The 21,535-nt window shown below is 31.3% G+C and carries 18 protein-coding genes; 5 read left to right on the forward strand and 13 right to left on the reverse strand.

Features of this window, described 5'->3' with window-relative positions; genetic code table 11:
- The coding region (gene tssC / locus T368_RS0107695) for a type VI secretion system contractile sheath large subunit (RefSeq protein ID WP_211248556.1) at positions 1-776 on the reverse strand (776 nt) is incomplete at its 3' end.
- Positions 777-785: 9 nt separating this feature from the next.
- A complete protein-coding gene (gene tssB / locus T368_RS0107700; RefSeq protein WP_004085273.1) occupies positions 786-1,283 on the reverse strand; it encodes a type VI secretion system contractile sheath small subunit in 498 nt (165 codons plus the stop codon).
- 147 nt (positions 1,284-1,430) lie between these two features.
- Here tssB and tssJ point away from each other — a divergent pair, with 147 nt between their 5' ends.
- The 5 genes from tssJ to T368_RS0107725 are packed head-to-tail and all read left to right on the forward strand — an operon-like array spanning position 1,431 to position 8,648.
- Entirely contained in the window at positions 1,431-1,904 is a 474-nt protein-coding gene (gene tssJ / locus T368_RS0107705; protein ID WP_004085271.1) for a type VI secretion system lipoprotein TssJ, read from the forward strand.
- Positions 1,901-3,277: a type VI secretion system baseplate subunit TssK gene (gene tssK, locus T368_RS0107710; RefSeq protein ID WP_004085270.1), complete on the forward strand. Its 1,377-nt coding sequence runs from the start codon at positions 1,901-1,903 to the stop codon at positions 3,275-3,277. The genes tssJ and tssK overlap by 4 nt, the downstream gene beginning before the upstream one ends.
- A 44-nt stretch (positions 3,278-3,321) precedes the next feature.
- Entirely contained in the window at positions 3,322-4,071 is a 750-nt protein-coding gene (gene icmH, locus T368_RS0107715) for a type IVB secretion system protein IcmH/DotU (protein WP_230455600.1), read from the forward strand.
- Complete coding sequence (tssM, locus tag T368_RS0107720; RefSeq protein WP_004085262.1) at positions 4,071-7,631, forward strand: type VI secretion system membrane subunit TssM; 3,561 nt, start codon at positions 4,071-4,073, stop codon at positions 7,629-7,631. The genes icmH and tssM overlap by 1 nt, the downstream gene beginning before the upstream one ends.
- A 9-nt stretch (positions 7,632-7,640) precedes the next feature.
- Positions 7,641-8,648, forward strand: a complete 1,008-nt coding sequence (locus T368_RS0107725) for an FHA domain-containing protein (RefSeq protein ID WP_004085261.1) — start codon at positions 7,641-7,643, stop codon at positions 8,646-8,648.
- A gap of 231 nt (positions 8,649-8,879) precedes the next feature.
- On the opposite strand, the gene T368_RS0107730 is transcribed toward T368_RS0107725, so the two are convergent.
- The 11 genes from T368_RS0107730 to T368_RS16710 form a co-directional block, all read right to left on the reverse strand.
- Positions 8,880-10,256, reverse strand: a complete 1,377-nt coding sequence (locus T368_RS0107730) for a hypothetical protein (protein ID WP_004085260.1) — start codon at positions 10,254-10,256, stop codon at positions 8,880-8,882.
- A gap of 21 nt (positions 10,257-10,277) precedes the next feature.
- Entirely contained in the window at positions 10,278-14,063 is a 3,786-nt protein-coding gene (locus T368_RS0107735) for a hypothetical protein (RefSeq protein WP_004085259.1), read from the reverse strand.
- A gap of 124 nt (positions 14,064-14,187) precedes the next feature.
- Positions 14,188-14,631, reverse strand: a complete 444-nt coding sequence (locus T368_RS0107740) for a hypothetical protein (RefSeq protein ID WP_004085258.1) — start codon at positions 14,629-14,631, stop codon at positions 14,188-14,190.
- The gene (locus T368_RS0107745; protein WP_004085257.1) at positions 14,628-15,716 is read right to left on the reverse strand and encodes a hypothetical protein; all 1,089 of its coding nucleotides are present in this window, start codon (positions 15,714-15,716) and stop codon (positions 14,628-14,630) included. The genes T368_RS0107740 and T368_RS0107745 overlap by 4 nt, the downstream gene beginning before the upstream one ends.
- Positions 15,713-16,081, reverse strand: a complete 369-nt coding sequence (locus T368_RS0107750) for a hypothetical protein (RefSeq protein WP_004085256.1) — start codon at positions 16,079-16,081, stop codon at positions 15,713-15,715. The genes T368_RS0107745 and T368_RS0107750 overlap by 4 nt, the downstream gene beginning before the upstream one ends.
- A 9-nt stretch (positions 16,082-16,090) precedes the next feature.
- Entirely contained in the window at positions 16,091-16,234 is a 144-nt protein-coding gene (locus T368_RS16160) for a hypothetical protein (protein ID WP_169736167.1), read from the reverse strand.
- Positions 16,235-16,258: 24 nt separating this feature from the next.
- On the reverse strand, positions 16,259-16,633 hold the full coding sequence (locus T368_RS13580; RefSeq protein ID WP_004085255.1) for a hypothetical protein: 375 nt from the start codon (positions 16,631-16,633) through the stop codon (positions 16,259-16,261).
- 208 nt (positions 16,634-16,841) lie between these two features.
- Positions 16,842-17,261: a hypothetical protein gene (locus tag T368_RS0107770; RefSeq protein ID WP_004085250.1), complete on the reverse strand. Its 420-nt coding sequence runs from the start codon at positions 17,259-17,261 to the stop codon at positions 16,842-16,844.
- The gene (locus T368_RS16705) at positions 17,261-18,007 is read right to left on the reverse strand and encodes a T6SS effector amidase Tae4 family protein (RefSeq protein ID WP_004085249.1); all 747 of its coding nucleotides are present in this window, start codon (positions 18,005-18,007) and stop codon (positions 17,261-17,263) included. The genes T368_RS0107770 and T368_RS16705 overlap by 1 nt, the downstream gene beginning before the upstream one ends.
- Positions 18,007-19,815 (reverse strand): hypothetical protein, encoded by a 1,809-nt coding sequence (locus T368_RS0107780; protein ID WP_004085248.1) that lies wholly within the window; start codon positions 19,813-19,815, stop codon positions 18,007-18,009. Before T368_RS0107780 ends, T368_RS16705 begins: the two co-directional genes overlap by 1 nt.
- Positions 19,815-21,535: alpha/beta fold hydrolase (locus tag T368_RS16710; protein ID WP_080695798.1), on the reverse strand; the 1,721-nt coding region annotated here is incomplete at its 5' end. The genes T368_RS0107780 and T368_RS16710, both read right to left, overlap by 1 nt.

Consider the following 21,535-nt stretch of genomic DNA (forward strand, 5'->3'; position numbering starts at 1 on the left):
TTATAGTTAAAACTTTTTATGGGATTTTCTTGCGGATCATATGGAGAACGAGTTAAGAATCTTGTCACCATAAGTCCAGCATATTTAGAATCCTCGTTCTCTCTAAAAGTGCGCCACTTTGTATATTGTGGACCTTCTAATAAACTTTTTAGATCTTGTATTGTTGGAAGTTCTGCATAATTATCAAGCCCAAAAAAGCTTGCATCTACAGATGTTAAAAATGGAGAATGACTCATAGCAGCAATTGATGACATTTTGAATAAAAAATTCATATCGGGACTTGATGCATTTAGCGCATAATCACCGATTATTGCTCCTATGGGTTCTCCTCCAAATTGTCCATATTCGGCAGAATAAATATATTTATAGAGCGTACTCGTCGTAATATCTGGATTTGAATCAAAATCCTCTAATGCCTCTTGTTTTGTAACATCAAGAATGTTAATTTTTATATTTTCTTGAAAATTCGTGCGTTCTACTAAGAAATGTAAACCTCTCCATGTAGATTCTAATTGTTGAAACTGCTCATTGTGTAAAATTTCATCCATTTGCTGCGAAATTAAATCATCTATATGCGCAATCATTTCATCAAGTGTGAATCGATTGATTTTGCTCTCCGCATTATCAGATTTTACAATTTCTGTAATAAATTCTGCAACACCAAGTTTAGCAATACTATAACTTTCATCATTTTTAGAATATTTACTTTTTTGCATAATGCCCTCAATAATTGAGACATTCTGTGTTTCTACCTCTTGTTCTAATTTTTCGCTCATAATTATCCTTCAATCTAATTGTTCATTGTTTTCTCGGCTTTCTTGTATCTCCAATAAAAGCTTTTCTTTTATATCTTTATTCTTTAAAGCCTCCAAAACAGCTTTTCTAAAATCTGGGATATTGCCCATTGGACCTTTTAATGCAATAAGAGCTTCGCGTAATTTAAGAAGTTTATTGAGCTCTGGAACTTGGTTTGCAATGCTATCTGGAGTAAAATCTTTCATGTTTTCAATCTTCAAATTTACATTCAATTCATCAGCATCTTGGCTAAGAGTATTTTTGACACTAAAATGAGACTCGATTTGCATCTTTTGCATAACCTGATTAAAATTATGTTTATTAATGGATGTTAACCCTCGTTCTTCCAATGGTACTTTATTGCCACCTGTAAAATTAGCCATAACCATTAGTTTTAATGGGAGCTCAATCTCTGGAGTTTGTCCACCAGTTTTTGATTTGTAAGTGATATTGATGCGCTCTTTCGGTGGAGTTGAATTTTCTGCCATAACAAAATCCTTATTTTACTTTAGATTCTACCATTCTACTTTAGATTCTACCATTTTATAACCAAATTTCATAAAAATTATTATAAAATCCTCAAAAATATACATCCCATAATTAATTTCTTAAGGCATAACTAAAAAGTAGAGATAATGAAAAATATTTGCACGGCTTTAATTTTTGCTATGATGTTGATTCTTATTGGGTGCAGTACACCTATACGGATACAGGCATCTAACTATGATAATTCTAATCTCAACAATCGTAACGATAATGTTCCCATCACGCTTGTTATTTATCAACTCAAAGATGTTAATAAGTTCGAATATGCAAGTATTCAAGATCTAACAATGCGTGAGAGCGTAGTTCTTGGTCGAGACAATGTAGACTCGGTTAGAATCCAAGTTCCACCTAATGAAAAAGATATGCTTGTGGCAGAATTTGCAAAAAAAGAAGGTAAATATATTGGTATACTGGCTCTTTTTGCAAATTCTCAGGGCAAGAAGCAAAAATTTTACAAAAAATTAAATAAAGTGTTTAAAAATACAATAAAAATTGATATTACACAAGAAGGCATTGCAAATAGTAAAAACAACAGAGGAACAAATAATAAGGAGAAGCGGTGAATAGCAGATTAAAAGTTGCTTGGTACAATGGGATGAATGTAGATAAGATCCATTTTGAACAGCAAGAAAGATATTTTGAGCAACTTGTTTATATCAAGACAACAAAGTCCTTATGTAATTTCTATGGCCTTTTTGAAGTAGAATTTTCAAATGAATTATTAAATCTAGGTAAAATAGCTCTCTCTAGGATTAGTGGTATTGCACAAGATGGCAGTGTATTTAATGCTCCAAGCGATGATTTATTACCACAAGCCTTAGAGATTGATTCTAATGTTGGGTCACCAATTATTACATTAAAAATTCCTGTATCTTCAGATTCTATTGCTGATATTTCTCTGAACAACACCTTTTCAAACTCTAAATATGTTGCAACAAATGTGCCAGTGGTCTCTAAAATCCACGACGATGTAAATGAATACACACAACAAACAGATTCAGAAATATCTTACACACACCAAACATCATCTCTTGTGTTGGGAAGTTTACGTTTAAAGCTTGGTTTGCTTGGAGATAAGTCTCCTAATGAATTAGAAATCCCTATTGCAAAAATCAAAAATATACACCACAATAAAAGAATAGAACTTGATGACAAATTTATTCCAACTTCTATGGATATCAGCAACAATCTTTTTATCAAAACCTTCCTAGAAGAGATGCTTTTTTCTATTCAACAACACAAAGAGACTTTTACAAAAATTTTTAGAGGCATTAATCAAACAAAAAATACACTTGATTTTAGCACCTACCTATCTCTTAATCTTTTAAAAAAGTATGATTGCATTTTTTCATATCTTATTAACAAAGAAAGATTGCACCCTGAATTTCTCTATGAAAAATTGATAGAATTTCAAGCCGATTTACTTGTGTTGCATCATGAAATCGAGGAATCATTTGAGTTTATTGCTTATAAACACAATAATCTTTCATCAGTTTTTATTCCCTTAAGCAATCATTTGCGTTTGCTGTTTGCAAATGTTACTTCACCAAAATATGCTATAGCAAGTGTTGTTGATAATGGTAATGGATTTTTTGATTGTATTTTTGAGAATGCATCAATTATTCAAAATGGTGAGATATTTTTAGCAATCAGTTCATCATTGCCAACAAATACATTGCTTGAAATATTTACCACACAAACAAAAATTCATACACAATCAGCAATAAAAAATATCGTTGCATCCCAGCTGAAAGGATTGCATTTAGAACCCATACAAAGCATTCCACCAGCATTACCGCATTTAAGTGGATATATATATTTTAAGCTTGATAAAAAAGATTCGCTTTTTTCACATTTTGCTAATCAAAATACAGTAAGCATCTATATGACAAATAATATAATTAGCCCTGATATTAAATTATGGGCATTATTCTAAGGGTATTTATGAACGTACAAACAAATGACACACAATGTTCATTATTGCTTGAATCTAATTTTGCAGGTATGCAGAATAATAAAATTATTGACTTAAGTCTACCTCTTCTTCTTTTTGCCACAAGACTTTCAAAAATACATGCGCTAGATGATGACTTGATTGTTGAAATAAGGGATACTTTTGCAAATCAGGTGCTTGCCATCAGTGGCAGCCTAAGTGCCATGCATTGCTATGATGAAAAAGACTTAATCAAGTTTCGCTATTGTTTATGTGTATTTATTGATGAGATGTTGTTACGTAATGAAAGCATTATGAATAGTGATTTTACAAACCATACGCTCACTAATCGTTTGTTTAATGAAATGCTAGGTGGTGATAAATTTTATGGTATAGCTGGGCAGTATTTGCTAAATCCAAGCAAATATAAAGACATGTTAGAATTCATCTATGCCTGTCTTATTCTTGGTTATAAGGGAAAATATACTGTTGATAAACAGGGCGATGAAAAAATTAACCATCTTTGCAATGATATTGCAGCGGCTATTACACCAGCATTAGATTCAAATGAAGATATAGCGTTTAATATTGCTCACAAAAATATTGTCCGTAACAATATTTTAGAATTGTTTAAAAAAAGATACCTAAAGCCATTTTTACTTATTGTTGTTATGTGCACCGTAGTTGTTTCTTTTTTCTTTTCTATGCTTAAGATAGAATCTAATAACACCATAACAAAAAACACTCTTATACAAAATATTAAAAAATTCAAACAAGAGAACAATGAGGATCAATAATGCTGAAAAAAATAACAAGCTTTTGCAAATCAAAACCATTTCTATACATATTTCTTATATGCTTGTTCATATTTTTCAGCATAATATTTTTTATTTATGCACCCCTACTGGCTTTCAATGATATTTACATATTTAGCAATGCTTTTGTTCGATTGGGTATTCTTGTTCTTGTATGGCTTATTATAGCTTTTTATTTTATGTTGAGACCTCTTCTGGATTTTTTACGAACATTAAAAAGTGAAAAAGGTGTTCAACGCAGGGAGTTAAAAAAAGAGGTTGCAAGAATTTTGCACAAAGCAAAACGCAATTATTCCCTTGCTTTAAATGAAGCCAAAAGTACTTGGAAAAGAACAATTCGTTTTAAAGATATTCCGTTAGTAATTGTTATTGGTAATGAGGGAGCAGGAAAAAGCTCTTTAATCAATTACGCGAACATTGAATATCCATTAAGCGATAAATTAGAATCATATAAAAAAATTCATAAAAGCACTAAGAATTTTAATCTTTATGTTTCTAAAAAAGGGGCTTTACTCGATACCGAAGGCAATTATTTTACGCAAGAAGATTTTTTTAATCCAGATACAACAGATGAAATTGCCGAAGATGATTTGGAAAAAAACAAAGATTTTCTAATAAAAAAAGCGGTATGGAATAAGTTTCTTTCTTTCCTTAATTCCAGCATTTTTCACAGCAAACTCAATGGCATTGTGCTTGTTATTGATATTCATTCCTTTCTTAATAACCCAAAACAATATAGTGACAATTTAATACACTTTCTTGTTAAAAGAGTTCATGAATGTGAACAAAATTTGAATCTAAAATTACCTATTTATGTAGTTTTTAGTAAACTTGATCTTATGGAAGGTATGGATATCTATTGGAATGTTTTTAACGAAAATGTCGCAAATAAAATATTGGGTATCACTTTAGAACAACAGGCAAATAAGCAAACATTACTGTCTTATTTTCAGGCTATTAGCAAATCATTATTGTACTCTTTCATGCACAAAAACAAATCTCTGCATTCTCTTGATGAGAAAAATAGGGCATTTTTATTTTTAAAGCAACTTGATACACTCTTTGCTTTGGTAGTAGATTTTGTAATACAGGTGAATGAAAAAAATGTGCTAAAAAATAAGTCTTATGTTCGTGGAATTTATTTCACTTCAGCTTACCAAGAAAATGTTCCAAGAAATTACTTAGTTGATGCTGTATGTGAAAAATATGCTATTAAAAAGCCAGCAGCAAAGGCTGCTACAAAGCAACACAAACAAAGCTATTTTGTACATTCAATGTTAGAACAAATTGTTTTAAAAGATTCTCATCTTAATGGTATGATTCTTAAAAACTCATGGGTGACATTAAGATTAGGCATTATGGCCGTTTGTCTGTGTATACTGACATATAGCGTAAGTGCTTATTATATCAATAAGGCATATAAAGCAATTGAACAAAGCAATACTTCTTTAAGCAGTATTAATGCACTCCTTGCAGATGCTAATAACTATAAGATATTAAGCCTTTATGAAAAAGTAAATCTTATGTTAAATCTTAAAGCAATTTTAAAAAAATATCCGTTATTGTTTGATACATCAGTTGGTAGCCAATACTTTTTCCTTGATACATCATATCAAGCTTTTTTACCGGCCAAAGATCTCTATTATGCAATTAGTGAAGATGTTGTAAGTAAAACACTTATTAATGAAATGGAACATATATTAGCACATAATAAAACTCCAGAGACACTTATTGAAACATTATATATGTATATGTCTTTATTTGACACACATTATCTTAATAAGTCGCTTCTTGCAGTTTGGATTGGTAAGAATTGGCAGTATTTTAAAAAGTACAATATTCCAAAAGATGATTTTATCGCTAGTACTGAGGATTTAGCCTCAGATAGAATTCTTCATGCTCATCCAATTAATATTGGTAGTGTTGCCAAAGCACAAGAAGAAATTATGCAAATTGCTAAAGCACAAAGAATATATACTCTTATAGCTTTTAAAAATAGTCTTGAGAAACAAACTTCTTATAATATAAAAAATAAAATTGGTGGATCCATTAATGCTGTATTTGAAGCTCCAGAAAAACTAAGTCATATTGACAAGAGATATACCAAAGAAGGCTTAATGGTGTTTTTAAGCCATCTTGAAAAGAATATATATGATGCTCTTGATATTGACTTGTGGTATCTCGAAGGAGTGCGACAAGATGATGATGAAAAGATGTTGGATACAAAAATTATAGAAGTTTATCTTGCTGACTATAAAAAAAAATGGGAAGATATATTACAAGCTATCAAACCCAAGAGACACCATGAAAGAAATGCTTTGCTTAATGAACTACAAATCTTGTCTCAACCTAGCAATCCTATCAATAATTTGATTGGGGTAATAAACGATAATACCCATTTGAACGATGCATTATTGCTTGGTTATGTTTATGGGCTTGGATTCTCCAGCAAAGAAATAAAAACACAATTTACAGCTCTTAGCAATCATTTCAAAGCATACTATGATTTAACCAATGAAGAATCATTAATAGATTCTAAAGCCAATTCTCTTAGTCAATCAAAAAATAAGGAATTAGCAAATTCACAGAATGCAACAAAAGATGAAAATAACATGTTGGCAGTTATTGCACAAGATGTGCAAAATGTCTCCGCAAAAATTGAATATTTTACGCAAGATATAACAAAAGATGCTAAAGAAAAAATTGTTTATATTCTTGATGGAAGCAATGATGAAAATGACCCATTTAAAAAGCTTGATATAGATAGTAAGGTTTTACCTCAAGAACTAAAAGCATATTATAATCATTTGGCACGAATGTCTTGGAAAATCATAGAGAGTAATGCTGGAGTTCTTCTGAATAGTGTGTGGAAAAATGAAGTTTATACAGACTTTGTGAATAATATATCTCCACTTTATCCTTTTAACACATATTCTAGAGAATCTGTGTCGATAGAAACTTTTAAAGGATTCTTTGGCAATGCTGGCACATTACAAACCTTTTATAAACAGTATCTAAGTAAGATTATACAAAAAAAGGGTGGTGCTTACATTCCTAATCCAACCTATATGTCAAAAATTAAGCTAAAAGAACAATTTTTAACTTTTTTTAACAAAACCTCTAGTTTAAGTGCAATGTTTGATGCAAACAACAATTTGACACTCAATTTTTTTATACAATGTCTTGATTTATCATCAGACTTTAGTTCTCTTGACATGGGATATAATGATACAAGCATCCACTATGATCATACGCTGCATCCAAAACTCCACATTATTATTGAGCACTTTAATAAAAATACCGAGTTGAGACTCACTGCAAATGATTATTACCAATATCCACAATATAAAAAAGTGTATATTGGAGAATGGGCATGGTTTGCATTTATAAAGGATATGGTCCCAAATCAAAATATGCGTAATTCAATTTATTTTGAAAATAATAAGAAGCTATATTTTGATTTTAATGTTACAAACAAGCTAGAGCTTTTAAAGATTATTGATATTTTGACACATTTTAATATGCCAGACTCTATTATGTAAGGAAATTGTATGCAAAAGATTGCTATTACTGCACAACATATAAATGATTTATCCACAACATCACTATATTGTGTTATTGATGAAAATGGTGGCACAATAGGTAGTGATTCGGGCAATAATCTTTGTTTGCAAGACCAACAAATAAAATCACAACATGTTCATATTCAATATGAAGAGGGTTTTTTTACAATTACAAGTATTGCAGATTCAGATATTTTTTATAACAATTCATTCTCCAAGCTTCTTGCAGGCTATGAAACAACTATTGAATTTGGTGATACATTTAGAATAGGCAATTATCAATGTAGCATTATAGATCCAAAAGATTTAAACGAAGAGATTCTAAATACAAAAAACATTATCAAAGAAGTTGCTGCCTATGACAAACTCGATACATTGCAAATAAGACCTAGGGGACAAGTAGATGGAATGAATATCCATGAAGTACCAATTGAAAATATCTTGCATGAAAATGAGATGCTAGATGATATTATAAATATTCCAACTCATGCTTTTGGTAATATGAAAGAAAACCAACATACTAGCAAAGAAATAGCCTTTATGCAAGATAGCATAAAAGCTAAACAAAAAAATAATAAATTAGACATAGCAAATAATCATATAGCCACACATAATCAATCCATCACCAAAGAGACAATGATTGAAAATAACCAGCCGCTTAATAGACAAGATATTCTAGCACTCCTAGATAACACACTAAAAAATCTATCTACTGATACAAAAATCCCCTTACATAAAAATTCACATTTAACTATGCAGGATATACAAGAGATTCTAAAAGATATTCCACTTATAGATTCTCCATTACTCATTAATACGCTTGTGTTAGGCATTATTTTTAAAGAATTGCATACTCCATTATTTGAAGTTTTAGATAATGATATATTGGAAGTAACACTAAGCTATGCTATACAGGAACAAAGACAAGGAGATGAAAAAACTTTGCAATGTCTTTTAATACAAGCCCTGCATTCTTATTTAAACAAAGAGAGTTAATAGAGAATGATTTATTGTGGCATGATTTTAATAATGTGAAAGGCTATAAGAAAAATGTGTATAGAGAAACAAAACTAATACTCTGAATTACTTAAATACTATTTAAATTATCTCTTTGCTGTGATATGGTTTATCAATTAAGGCTTAAGGCTATGTTTTACCTTTCTTAAATAAAATCTTTATGCTAAGTTTTTGACATATAACTCTACAATCATTCTTTTATCTTATATTCTATTCTTTTATATTATGCTTTTTGGCATACCACTCTATCTTATCTCGCAATTCTTGTGGGAAAGATTCTCTATATATAGCTGGGATTGTGGGATTGAGCAATTTATCTAGCTTACCTGCTTCATAGAGTTCATCTAAATACTCTGGGATATAGTAATAGGGAGCATTAGGATAGCCTTGAGGGGGAGTTACTGCTCTAATTTTTGCATAAAGCGTTGTTATATCATCTTCTAAATTTGATTGAGCAGGACCAAAATCTGGTGAATATGGATAATCCAGTGCTGACCCATCAGCTCTTCTTTGACTTAAAAACATAGCTTTTTGTCTAAATTTCTCTCTGCTCTCTTTTGTAGAATCTGCATCTCTAGGATCTTTTAATAGCCCTTTAGTAACTAACCCTTGTTCTATTGGAATTCCTTCTTCAAAGAGTTCTGCTATTATATCCCCATAGATATCATATTGGCTAAAATCCATAATCCAATCCACTCCTAGTATCTCATCTATATAGGGGAGCATACCAAATCTATCTGGCTTTATCCTTTTAACGAGAGCCTCTAGCTGTTTCTTGCGTAAAAGGTTTTTGTGTAGTCCTGCATACTGATTGGCTATAACATTTTCTACATAGTTCTCCTGATTGTTCACTCTTAAAAAACTCCTAGTCGCCCCATCAATCTGCATATCTAATATCATAGCTTGTATATGTCGTGCTTGAAAGCCCATGTTGTTGCTTGAAAGCTCTTCTGGATTCCCTAGTATCCCTGCTGCTATGCCCCATTCTTGCCCATGTAGATAGGATCTTAGGGTATTTTTATTGCTATCTACTTCATAAAATATTTCTTCATATTCTGGATTTATTACTCTCCCATTCTCATCTACACCACCTATGGCATCAAAGGGTATGTCTATAACTGCACTTCTTAATCCACTCCTAATAACTAGGTATTGGTATCTCTCTCTTTTTGTTTGTAAAGATTCATAATAGGCTTTTTCTTTCTTAGTCCAAGGGGCTATTGCCTTTTTTATAGGTGCTTTTGTATAGAGATTACGAAAGCTTTCAAACTCTTTTTTATGTGCTGGATTTGTTTTAAGGGTTGGGTCAAAATATATAGGTTTATAAGATTTAAAAGGAGAAGATTGTAAGATTGCATTTGTTTCATGTAGAAGTCTTGTAGCTCTTAGTGAATCTTGTTTTAAAAACTCTTTATCTGTTATGGGAATCTTTTTAAGCTCATCATCAAAAATCGTGCTATAAACTATTCTCTCTGCCCTTAATATCACATTCCCATTAGAATCTAGTCTTATATCATTGCCAAACATATCTTTTTCTATCTTAGCTACTTTTTGCTCTTGTGAGTCTTTATTGCCAAATAACCACATATCTATCCTTTTTCTATAAATTTATCCTAACCACAATCCATCTTCTATGATAATAGTGGTAGCAAGTCTGCCTATGAATTTAGGTCGCTTCATGTTTTTACTTGCATCGCTTGTGCCTACATATAATGCCTTAATATTATTTCGCCCTATGATATCAAGGCATTCTAAAAGTCTTCTTGCTTTATTTTTATCTGGCTTACCACTTCTTGTATTTGTGAAATAATAATCTTTATAATCTGCTAAGATTTCTAAGGCTTCATTATAAGAATCAATGGCTGATCTTTTATCTTTTTTGTCTTCCAAAACCTTAAATTCCTTATACAAGCTACTATTCTTTGGCACTTGATATTTCAGTATATTATCCAAAGATATAGTATATCTTGTATCTGTGATATTGCCTTTGCTATCTAGGGCTTTATGATTAAAGAATGTATAGTCTGACACTTGTTTATTATAGTGTAACTCATAGTCATCTTTATCTTTTGCCCCTCGCTTTTCATCGATGATGAGATAGGATAGAAGCTTTTTCAGTAAGAATTCTTGCAAGTTATTATTGTTTTGCTTATGTGTCAAATGATGGACTAGCCCAATATGATGTGTTAATCCTCCGGTGCAAAGCTCTGTGCCATAAAACACTGATTGTAAATCGCAAGATATAAATTTAGAAGCAATTATCATGGGATAGTAGGTTAGCTCTTTTTCTCTTTTTATTGTTGTATTATCATAAAACTCTAAAAGACTATCTTTTCTTTTTACTGCGTATGGCAAATCATAATAAAATGTATATCGTGTGTGCATAATGCTCTCATATTCTCGCCTATATGTTTCATAGTTTGTATGAAAATAAAAATCTAAAATAGCATTTAGTGCTATATCCACTAAGGTGGCACTAAGATTGATTTTAAATGAGTGAAAAATCTTATTACGATAGAATTGCTTGGTTTGAGAGAATCTCTCTTTTGTTTGAAGTTCGCTTAAAAGATAAGATTGCGGCTTATTGTTATCGCGTTTATAAGTGAAGCAAACCTTTGCAATAAGAACTCTATCACTAGATGAAGTCATAGTGCTCATAAGTTTTTGCTTAATAGCTTGAAGATTGAGCTGTTTTATATCGTTGTTAATAGTATCAAGGATAAAGGCAGTTTTTGCCTCAAAATGTGCAAGTTGTATTTGCGTTCGCTTTAGCTCTATTTGTGCAAAACCTTTAAAGATGTTTTGCATATATTCTTTCTTGTTTGGCTCTACTATCTTGCTAAGTCTATCTTCTATTTTCTTTGCTAAGTTTATTTTCCCATCTTTAATATTCTTATTAGCCCCAATCTGCACACTTATGCTTGTAGGAATTAAAAAGTATGAAAACACTCCTATTTCTGTAAGCAATGTATTGTATAAAGCGACTTGCAAACCTTGAGTTTTACCTAGATTCTCAAGGGCTGTGATAAAAATAGCAAGGCAATGTTTTGTTGTATCAATCATATTTTCATGAGTAAAATTGATAAATGGACATATTGCCCCTAATATTTTTAACATTGATGTATAGAAAACTTCTTGTGTGCGCTCTTTTTTCACAATATTTACATATTTCTCTCCATAATCTTTGATTTTTTCTTCTTCTTGTTGCAACTCTTTGTCTAAATCTATTCCTATTTCTTTTATAATCTCATCATCTAATGCTTTTGCATTATTATCTATATCACTTTTTATAAGGTCTCTAAGATAGTTTAAAAAATCTTGGCTAAGGTCTGTTTTTTGTATGCTATTTGTTTGCAATAGCTTTTCTTGCAATTCTTGTGCGATTTGTGCATTGTGTTCTGAATCTGAAGAGGCTATATTAAATTCCCAAGTTTTATTTAAACAAGAGATTTTAAGATAGGGGTTGTTAATAAGTTGCGTGTCTTTCTTGATTTGCAATGCAAAACTTGGAAAGTGTGTTTTAAATACATATAGCCCATAAAAAAGCGAAAACATTGCTAATAGGGAATTATTTAAGTTTTTATTATTATTGTGAAAAAGTTGTAATTGAGTAAGAAAATCTTTGGCATTTTGTTCTTCTTTTTTAATAATATCTTCAATTTCTTTTGGATTTTTAAAAAAAGATTCTATATAGTCTATGCCATAAGTTTGTTTTATGTTGTTTAATTGTGCTTCTTGTTGATTCATTGAGCCATACAAAGTCATACTGCCGACCCCCAAATAACCCGATTTAGTGCTATCGTCATAATCTTTTTGTCTTGCTTGGCGTGATTTTTCTGCTTGCTTATATGTATCACTCTTTTTACAATTTTTTTCAATATCTGCAATATCCGCCCTTGCAAATAATGAAAGCTGCAAAATATATGGTTCATCATCTTTTTTATCTGTATCTATTCTGTATGCACTATAATCCCTTGTGGCATTATAGTTTGATGTTTTGCCCTGATGACTTATATTGAGATTTTGCTGTGTGCGATTATTCATATCATCTTTTATTGCATTGTTTGCTATGTGTTGTGTGATAGTCTCTGTAAGCTTTGCATTATATTTGCTTGGGGCATTTGTGATAAAGAGATAGTTTTTTGCCATATTTGTGGTATGGTTATTAGGATATTGTAAGTTTTTTTGACGAAAGATTTCAGCTAAGAGGGCGGAATTAAAATGCGGTGATTCTATATAGACAAGATGATTAAAGCGTTGTGTTTCTTGTTGTATGCTTGTAAGAAGTGGTGTGTTTTTTATATCTTGTTGTTTGCTATTGGTGTCGTTTGATTCTTTTGGTGTGGGCTTATATGTATGCAATATTTTAGCCATTATATTGTTGTGTTGTATTGTAGGTAGATTAATAGCATTTTTTTGCAATAAATTTGAAATATCTAAGGGCTTATTAAATTCACCCTTAAAGGCAATAGATTGACAACATGATAATAATGTAGTATCCAAATAAAGATTAAAGCCCGATAAATCGATAAATTCGATTTTATCCCTATTTTCTTGTGTGCTTTCTACAATAAGCATACAAGTCAGTAATTGCGTATTTGCAAGTTGTATATACATGGCTAATTCAGTGGCAAGAGACTCTATGATTGGATTTTTTATATAGCTATATTTGTTCTTTTTAGAATCTTTGTAATCCATAAGCGATGATAATAATGTCGCAGATATGCCCAGCAGCACCATTGCTGCACCTCCACGCATAACAACCGCAAGAACTATACCAAAAATTGTTTTTATAATATTTTTATAACGCTCTTTATCATTATCTTTTATAGCCTGTTTTATATATTGTTCTAGCCTATCAATAAAATACTCTATATTTTTCTCATTTTCTATTGCCATAATCTCTGCAAATAACTCTGATTCTTTAAGCATGTTTCTAAGCTGTTTTGTGATTATACATTTAGATTTTTGTAAAGATATGTTCTGTATCTCATTACTATCAATCTTATCTAATATCTCTTCTAAGTTGTTAGCAGTGATACTTGTAGATTTCTTAATGGAATCTAATATGGCTTGCAATATAGTATTGTCATTGTGATGTATTTCTAAGTGAATATAGTTAGGTAGGTCTAAATGCTGCTTTGTTCCTAAAATTTGTTCCTCATTTAATGTGTCAAAGCTGTGTATTGTTATTGTCGTTCCTTCTTTATATGAGTGTTGCAGTCTTGCTAAGATTTCTTGTCCTAGATTCTGTGGAGATTGTTCGTTATGTGTGGTAAAGTTCGCATTCATATTTTGACAAATAAGTGTAATATTTTTTATTGTTTTATTTGTCCTTAAACTTAATATGTTGTCAATTTCTTGTAACAATTCTCTTGTATTTGAAATTATCATTAACTACCTTTTAGTGAAAAGAATTATTCTAGCATAAATCTTTGCTATGTCTTTTGTTTTTATGTGTTTTACCCAATCTACTTTTGCGAAATTTTAATATTCATTATTATAAAAATTAATACAATCAATCTTTCATTATCTGCGAGATACAATTTTTACTCTTTGGCATAATTGTGTAATCCTTAACATAAAGAGTTGCTTTGCCAAATAATCCTTGATGCAATGTGCCGTTAAAATAATAAATATTACAGATAGGCGATACACCCTCATTTTTGCTAAACTCCCTTTCTTTTTCGGCACTTTCAAACTCTAATTCCAAATCTACGCCAATAAGATTTTGAGGGACTTCTAAATTCATGACATGCCATATTTCATTAGAAAGATTTGTGTTTTTATCTAAATCAATTTCACTATCTGTAAGTCTAGATTCCGTATCCTCTACCATAAACACCCTATATCTTGGACACTCACACGCATACATCATATTTATCGCATACAATGTAATAGGTTTATCCACGCTACACGCATAAAATAACAATGATAATGTAATCAAGACATATTGTCTCATATCATTTCCTTGTTAAAATTTATCCATCTTTTTTGCGTAGTTTTTTTGATGACCTTGCCATTTTGCCAAATAGCCCTTACTCCATGTCGATAGTCTTGCTTTATATTATCTTGCGTGTTATCAATATTTGGATTTGCTTTGGTAATATGTCCAACAACATATCCTTGTGGAATTTCCTCTGATAAGTTCTTTGTGACGCTATCTATGATATAGAGGTCGCCCCCAGATTCACAGCCATGAATCTCAATGATTGCTCCTTTTGAAATAAATCGATCAAATTTTATATCATATATTGTCCTTTTTTCTTCATGAGTGTCCCAAGCAGTAACCAAATCTGAAGTTTTACTAGCATAAAGACTTGCATTTAAGTTTTTTTCCTCGATATCTTCACTCAACAAATCTTTATGCATTGAAGCACCTTTATACATATATAATCCCCATTTACTACCATGAAAAAATAAATCTAATGAAGCAATAGATTCTATATTTTGCTCATTAATCGTATCTACAATAGTTTTTGCTGAATCTACAAATTCATGTATAAAAATATCATTAGGATAATAATGTTTATAATCTCTTAGAACATTTATAGAAGCATAATAAAATGCCGCATTGTCTCCAATTTTTCTTGCACCACCATAAAATAAAAGATGAACTTTTTTGTTGCTTTGTGAGGTTGATTTTTGAATGTTTATTTTTATTGTTTCTGCCTCCATAAAATCTTTTTTTGGATTAAGTATGGTTATACCATCTTCGCTAATTTTTCTAAATCCCCATAATTTATCCTTGTAACCAGCATTTATAAGTGTAATAATTAGTAGAGAATCTATGCTTTGTTGTTTTATGTTGTTTTGAGATTCTCTGTCAAGTTTAGCCTGTCTTTGTCTATCCCTAGATTCTATTATATAATTTAATCCACTCGTAAGTGTTACTTCTAGCTTTTGTGCTTTATACGCTGTATGCAATGTGAGAATAGTAACATTACTAAGATTAGAATCTAGTCCTATTTTTGTGTAGTCTTTTATGTCTATTCTTGTATGTGTGCAGTAGTTATAGAGATAGTGATATTTACATCTATCATTCACTTACAATCCTTGCAGTATTTTTTGACAATGCGTTCAACTTCGGCTTGGTATTCTTCTAATCTATATATAATCATACAATACTCAAAACGATGGGTATTCATCTCATCAGGCAAGTGTTTATCATCAAAATATTTTTGTAAATCTAACCTGCCTTGAGCCACATCTTTGCGTAACTTAAAAAAATCATCTTTCTCTATAGGTTTAAACAAATTTTCTTTATCATATTGTAAGCAATATTGTAATCCCCATTGGGCTAGAATAGAGGATTGTGTAGCATTTGTTACTGCGAGAGCTTCACCAAATGGAGGTCCTGCATATACTATTGTATATGCCATAATCAAATATTGCAAAACAAACTTTTTCATACAATCTCCTTAATCAATCAAATCCCAAAAGTATAAATCTCGCATTATATATTGAGATTCATTAAGATAATCAGGGCTTACTCCCAAATCTGTATCCACAAAGTCATTTCCATTCCATAAAGTAGTATGTCGTAGCCCACTTGTGCCAATCATTGCCACAATACTTTTTGCATAGAATCACTTGCAATCCTTGCAGTATTTTTTGACAATGCGTTTGACTTCGGCTTGGTATTCTTTGGAATCGTAGAGGTCAAGACAAATGATTAATAGATTCCTTTCTTTTTTGTATCTGTCAATAAAATCTTTAAGCTCATTATCGGCTTCTTTACTCACAAACTTAGACATATTTTGCTTCTCCCCTATCCATTGTTTCTCAAAGGGTATTTTTTCCGCATAACCCAAACAATACTCAAATCCCCAAACCTTATGTAAATATATCGCATTTTGTTTGTAATATTTTTCATAATCAATATGAAATTCAGGTCCTCCCGCAAAGACATTGCAAAACATTATGTTTGCAAACAAACATATTTTAAATGTATTCCTTATCATTTCAATCCTTTAATTCCCAAAAATAAAACTCTGAAACAAATGGATAATTGTTGTTTTGGTCATTGAGATAATCATAGCCAAAAAGGTATAAAGATATATCAACCTCCTTATTCATTTCCATATCTACAAAATTACCTCCATTCCAAAGGGTTGTATGTCTTACTCTATTACCTTGCAATCTCATTGCCACAATACTTTTTGCATAGAATCACTTGCAATCCTTGCAATATTTTTTGACAATGCGCTTGACTTCATCATCAAGCGAATGATGACCTTTTGGTTTGTAGTTTGGCTTTAGCAATAGCTCTAAACAATGATTTGCTTTGTCTTTTTCAAAATAACTATTGTTTTTATCTATATAGTCCTTTATTTCATTAAGAGGTTCTACTCCCAAAAGATATACAATCTTACTAATTTTTAAATCGTCTATGCTAAATCTAGCAGGCATTTCTTGGAATTCAAATTTTACATTTCTTTCCACTTCAAAATGCCCCATACAATATCCAATAGCCCATAATTTATAATATTCATTTATATTTTTTTTAAAAGTAGATTGTAAAGCAAATATTGTATCACTCGTAGCATAAGAATGTATAACAACAAACATCACCAACACTATCTTTTTCATCATTCCCCCTCAATCAAATCCCAAAAGTATAAATCTTTAACAATATAATTTGTTTCTTTCAAAAAATTATAATAACCAAAATCCACATCCACAAAGTCATTTCCATTCCATAAAGTAGTATGTCGTAGCCCACTTGTGCCAATCATTGCTACAATGCCTTTTCTTTGAATAGATTGTAATTCTTCAAAAAATTGTTGATTTTCATCTTTTGAAGTCATATTGTGATAAAAATCTTCAGAACAACCACATTTTATCTTTTCTTTCACTTGAGTATAAGTAGGTTGTTTCCAAGTCAATTCTTTCCAGTTCAACTTTAAAAGTTCAATAATATCAAAGACACCTAAGTAATAAGTTTGCTTATCGTCCCCTTGATAGCCTCTCCCCATAACTTGCCTATCCATAGTATTTATAGGGTGGGTGCTATAATTCAGCGCATAACTTACACGCAAAGCACAAGTATTATAATATTTATCCATATCATTTATAAACTGATTATAAGCTCCTCCACCAATTTTTACATATCTAGCAGCTACTTGTTTGTAATAATCTGCTATCTGTAAAGATTCTAATTGTGTATAATTTTGTGTAATTAATAAGCTATAAATCAAATCTTTTGCTTCATTTTCTTGTTCTTGTGGCAGAGCATTTATCTCCCTATACCCCTTTTCCACGCTCTTAAAACTTGGTCTTTGAATCTTAATTGATATTTCTTTATCTCCACATTTTACCTTGCATATATTTGACATTATTGCTCCTTTGATAATTCATTAAAGACATTAAGAATTATAGCTTGATTATCTCTTATAGTTGCGGTGGTTTGGTAAGTTTTTCCTTGAAATTCTAATGTCAAATCCAACCTCTCCCCCTCCTCATATCCTTGTGTTTTGATATGTAAGTTTATATCTTGAGAATGTCTTGAGGTTTCATTTAGTCTTATTTTATCCTCTCCATAGGAAAAATATATCTCTAGTATTGCTTTAGAATCTTTACTTTCTTTATCTGTTGTGTGTAAGGGATTTGCTTGTGTATCTTCTCTCTTGTATTGATATGTTTCATTAATAAGCAACATTTTCAATGCGCCCTCTCTCTCCTCTATCATACTATCTAATCCACTAGCTATCTCAAGCTCTATTTTTTTTATCTTTGCAGGTGCATAAAGTGTCTTATAAAGTATTGTTCTTTTCTCTCTCACTATTGTATCGCAATACTCATAAACATATTGAAATCTCCCTATGCCATAGTCTTTATACTCATAGTTCTTATACACTTCTTTAAAGACTTTAGGAATTGTTTGTGGGATAAGGAGTATAAGTAAAAGCATATTAGAATCTAGCTGTAAGGATATATATTTATATATATACTCTTTCATAAAAGATTGTTTAAGATTGGAATGCAATATAGAGAGTATATCTTGCAATGCTTTATCTAAGTTATGTATATCATGTAAATCTTTAGTATCTTTAGCTATATCAATAGAAATAAAATCTAGTGGCATATCATCACCTGATTCTATAATAGTATCATTACACTTTAATCTATATATAGGGAGATTGTCTTTTTGCAATGGAGTGATTTTATAATGCAGTCTTAGAGCTGGTTTATAGAGCTTTATTTGTGATTCTAGCTTTTGTTTATTTTGCGTGTTAGAATCTATTGGCTTAGGGGAGTTTATTCTAAATGTATTAGGCTTTGGTGTAGCAATAAGAGGGAATCCTTTATCACTAAAGACATTGCCACTAACTAAATCCTGCATTATAGGATAATCATCATTATATTTTTTTAATGCCCTTGCATTTGGAAGTATAGTAGCTACCATAGTGCAAGGTGTAGGCACACCTGCTATATTGTTTGTGCAGCCTATAATTTGAGAGTAAAGCAAATCAGATTCTAAAATCATAGGAATATTATTTGATTTAAAATTTTTACCTTTATTGCTTTTTAGCTTTACTACTCCATTATGAGGACATTTTATTTCATTATCTTCTAGTATGGGGTGCAAGAATGCTGTGCTTGTTGTAGAATCTATTGTTTGAGAGTCTTGCTCTTTTTGCTTTTGTGTTTGTTCTTTTTCTTGTTCTAATATTGCTTTAGATTCTTTGCTTTTAGATTCTAGTTTAATGTTGAGACTAGAGTCAATTAGAGAATAATTAAGAATAGTAAGCCTAGAGCCATTTAAAAACACATCTAAGGTGCTTAGGGGATTATTAGAATCTCCATTGCTAGATTCTCTATTGTTGCTTGCAGATTCTATAATCTCATCACTCGCTTGTAGATGATACACAGGCTTAGATTCTATAAACACGCCCTCTTTGTCTAACTCACCAAAGCATAAAGGATTGTTAGGGGATTCTTTAGAGCCTGTGAGAGTGCAACCATACAACGCTATGAATACATTGTATTCTTGAATGCTTTGTTTGTCTTGCTTGGTATAGGCATTAAGGATTGGCAAAAGCTCTTGTATATCAAGAGTGAAATTATCTTTTTCTATGCTAAGGATTATGTCGTTGTCAATTTGTAAGATTCTGTATTTGTGGAGTTTAAAGCTATTTTTCATTAAGCTGCCTTTTTCTTATCTATAAAGGGATAGAATCTAAAAGCATCGTTGAGATAGCCTCTCATAAGCTTCTCATCAATATGCTCTAGGTTGTAGCAAAAGATTTGTGTTCTTGTCGTGTTGTGCTTAAGAAGCGTTGTAATATCATTTTTAGTCTGTATCAGTGCCTGTGCTTGATTGTCTTGTTTTAAAACACTTATAAAAAATAAACGCTCGTGTATGGCTAGGAGTATTGCTAGGTTTGATTCTCTTAAAGCTACATCTGTGGCAGCCTCTTGCATACTCTCTTTAGTGAGTAGTTGTAAGAAAATGTCTTTGCCTTGTAAATCCAACATACCCTCAATAAGTGTAGTAATATCAACTTGCAGTTTCTTTTGCTTAGTATGTAATGTCGCTTCAAAGAGTGTTTTGTCAATCGTGGCATAGAGGTAGTGAGGGGTCGGTGGTATCTGCAAAGCCTCTCCATATCCTGTGGCTTCTTTAAAACTTATGTCTTCTAAAATCCTATGTATAGCATTTGATAGAGTATTAAGATTCTCAAGGCTTTGGGATATATTAGTATCATTGGCTTGTAGTATTTCTGTGTTAGATTCTAATTCTAAGAGATAGGAGTAGAAGTAGAGGGTTTGGGTAAGGGGAGTGATAGAGTGCGTATCAAGCATACTTGTTGTCCCCACATATATAGGGCACTCACTCCCAAATATATGATGACCCAAATACCCCACAGCATCCATTTTCTTTGCTACATTAAGAGAAACAACACGAAAAATATTTTCACTTTTGATAGTGTCATTTGGGTATTGCTTGTTTTGAATCATAGATTGCAACGCATTTACCATTCTTTCATAAGGCATAGATAAATCATAATCTAAGATAAGATAGTCAAACTTAGCCACACTTGCCTGCGTTGTCGTATTATGCAAAGTGTATTGATAATAGAGATATTTCCCTTCATATCTACTATCACTCATTAACTCATAAAATTCTCTAGCATATTTCCCTATGTCTTTATAGTAAAAGATAGGTTGTCTATTCTCACTTGCAAATTTATAGCCATCATTTCGTAAGAAATAAGGCACATTGTTTGTGTAAGGATTACTTACAATCCTTTGTTCCATACTATCATCATTATTCATATTGTTAAATCTAATCACATTTTTATAGCTAGAGCGTATAGGGATTATACCCACAATCACATCTTTATCTTGCTTATTTAAAAGAACATTCTTTGCTTCAAAGGGTCTAATTGATGAAAACAGAGAGCCAAAGGAGCTAATAATTGTTTTAGCCCTAAAAATACATTTTATGGATTTTGTAGCAAGGGTAAATCCTATGCCTTGTGCCACCCAATAGAGTGTATTGGTAATCTTATCACTCATTATTCCCGGTGCATTATAAGTATAAACTTCATTAATGATACTTGGATAGCTTAAAGCAAAGAGTTGAGCAAGATAGCCACCAAGTGAATGTCCTATAACATTAATCTTTGCAATGCCTTTTTCTTGCAGTAAAGGCTTGAGAGTTTCCTCATAAAAGAGAAGCATATCAAAATACTGCTCTATCACTCTATTCATATCACTATTATTTGTGCCTATGTAATAATCATTGAGTAAATCTTGGATTTGCTCTAGTTTAAATTCTGTGCCACGAAAGGAGAGGATATATTCTGAATCTTTAGAATCTGCCTTTGTATCTTTAAAGAGAGTGGCAGAGAATCCTG

It is taken from the genome of Helicobacter bilis ATCC 51630 (genome assembly GCF_000686565.1).
Lineage (GTDB): Bacteria > Campylobacterota > Campylobacteria > Campylobacterales > Helicobacteraceae > Helicobacter_A > Helicobacter_A bilis.